We start from the raw sequence: 1,376 nt of genomic DNA, 5'->3' as shown, positions 1-1,376 counted from the left end.
CGCGCTTCGAGCTTCGAGGATGCCGGATTCATCGAAGTCGCTCGTCCCGCGCTCCCGGCGTCCGATCGTCTCCCTCACCGTGACCTGATCCCCCGCTCACCACCCCGACGAATCCGACAGGGCAGAATCGAGGGATGAGCGAGCCGTCCGTCCGCATCGATGCGTGGCTCTGGGCGGTGCGCGTCTACAAGACCCGCTCCGCCGCGACCACGGCGTGCCGCGCCGGGCATGTGCGCATCGGCGGCGAGAAGGCGAAAGCCGCCCAGGCGGTGCGCATCGGCGACGAGATCCGCGTGCGCATCGCCGGGTTCGACCGCATCCTCGTCGTACGCCAACTGCTCACCAAACGCGTCGGCGCACCGATCGCCGCCCTCGCCGCGGAGGACCGCACACCGCCGCGCGAGCCGGTCGCCCAACTCGCCGTCCGTGACCGCGGTGCCGGCCGGCCCACCAAGCGCGAGCGCCGCGACATCGACCGCCTGCGCGGACGCGACGCTGATACCGGCTACGCGATCGACGACGACTGACCGCCCGGCGACCTCAGTCGAGGTCGAGCCACGACGGCCCGTGCGCCACGGCACCGAGCGCGCCCACACGCGCCCGCAGTTCCCGGTCACTCGTCACCACGACCACACTCCGGCCCGCAGCAGCAAGCGCTGCAACCTCCGCGACGATCGCGTCATCACCCTCGGCGTCGGCGCGCACCACCGTGAGTCCCGGAACCTCCTCGACCGGGCGCGCCTGGCCCTCGACCACGACACGGAGCTCCGGAAACCACACGTCCGCGGCAAGCCCCAGCCGCCCGGCATCCATCCCCCGCGCCGCCAGCCCGCGCAGTCGATCCAGCAGCCGCGCCGTCGCGCCCGCCCGATCCTTCCACCAGCCGTCGGGCACCGATCCGACCACGTTCGCTGCGTCGACCACCACGACCGGGTGCACCTCGAGCAGCGACCGCAGCAGCGGCCATGACGCGGCGAACCCCGGATGCAGCGGGTAGGAGTCGACGGCATCCACGGGCACCCACGCCAGCTCACGGCTCTCAGGGTCGCTGATCACCGGCTCGAACGGCACGACGACATCCGCGACGACCGTCGCGTACGTCCACACGCCCACGTCGTACACACTGATCAGGCGCGACTGCACGGCGGATGCCGGCACTCCCGCCTCTTCCGCCGACTCGCGCAACGCCCCCTCGCATGCGGACTCGTCCTGATGGCGCGCACCACCCGGCAACCCCCACGTGTCGCCGAAGTGGCTCCAGGCCACGCGGTGCTGCAAGAGCACGCCGCGCTGCGGATCGACGGCGAGCAGGCCCGCGGCACCGAAGCGCCCCCAGTAGCGCGTGCCATCGTCGGCCACGACCCACGCGTCACCCG

At 72.4% G+C, this 1,376-nt stretch carries 2 protein-coding genes; one reads left to right on the top strand and one right to left on the bottom strand.

Going from position 1 to position 1,376, the window contains the following annotated elements:
• The first annotated feature begins 134 nt into the window (after positions 1 to 134).
• Positions 135 to 527 carry an RNA-binding S4 domain-containing protein gene (locus tag I5I_RS02340; protein WP_036316051.1) on the top strand — a complete coding sequence of 131 codons (393 nt, stop codon included), beginning with the start codon at positions 135 to 137 and terminating at the stop codon, positions 525 to 527.
• Between the two features lie 13 nt (positions 528 to 540).
• Here I5I_RS02340 and I5I_RS02335 read toward each other — a convergent pair.
• On the bottom strand, positions 541 to 1,376 hold an 836-nt coding region (locus I5I_RS02335), incomplete at its 5' end, for an NUDIX domain-containing protein (RefSeq protein ID WP_036316050.1).

Origin of the sequence: Microbacterium sp. B24 (assembly GCF_000333415.1) — a bacterium.
In the GTDB taxonomy this organism is placed as follows: Bacteria; Actinomycetota; Actinomycetes; order Actinomycetales; family Microbacteriaceae; genus Microbacterium.
This window is presented reverse-complemented; position numbering and strand designations above follow the sequence as displayed.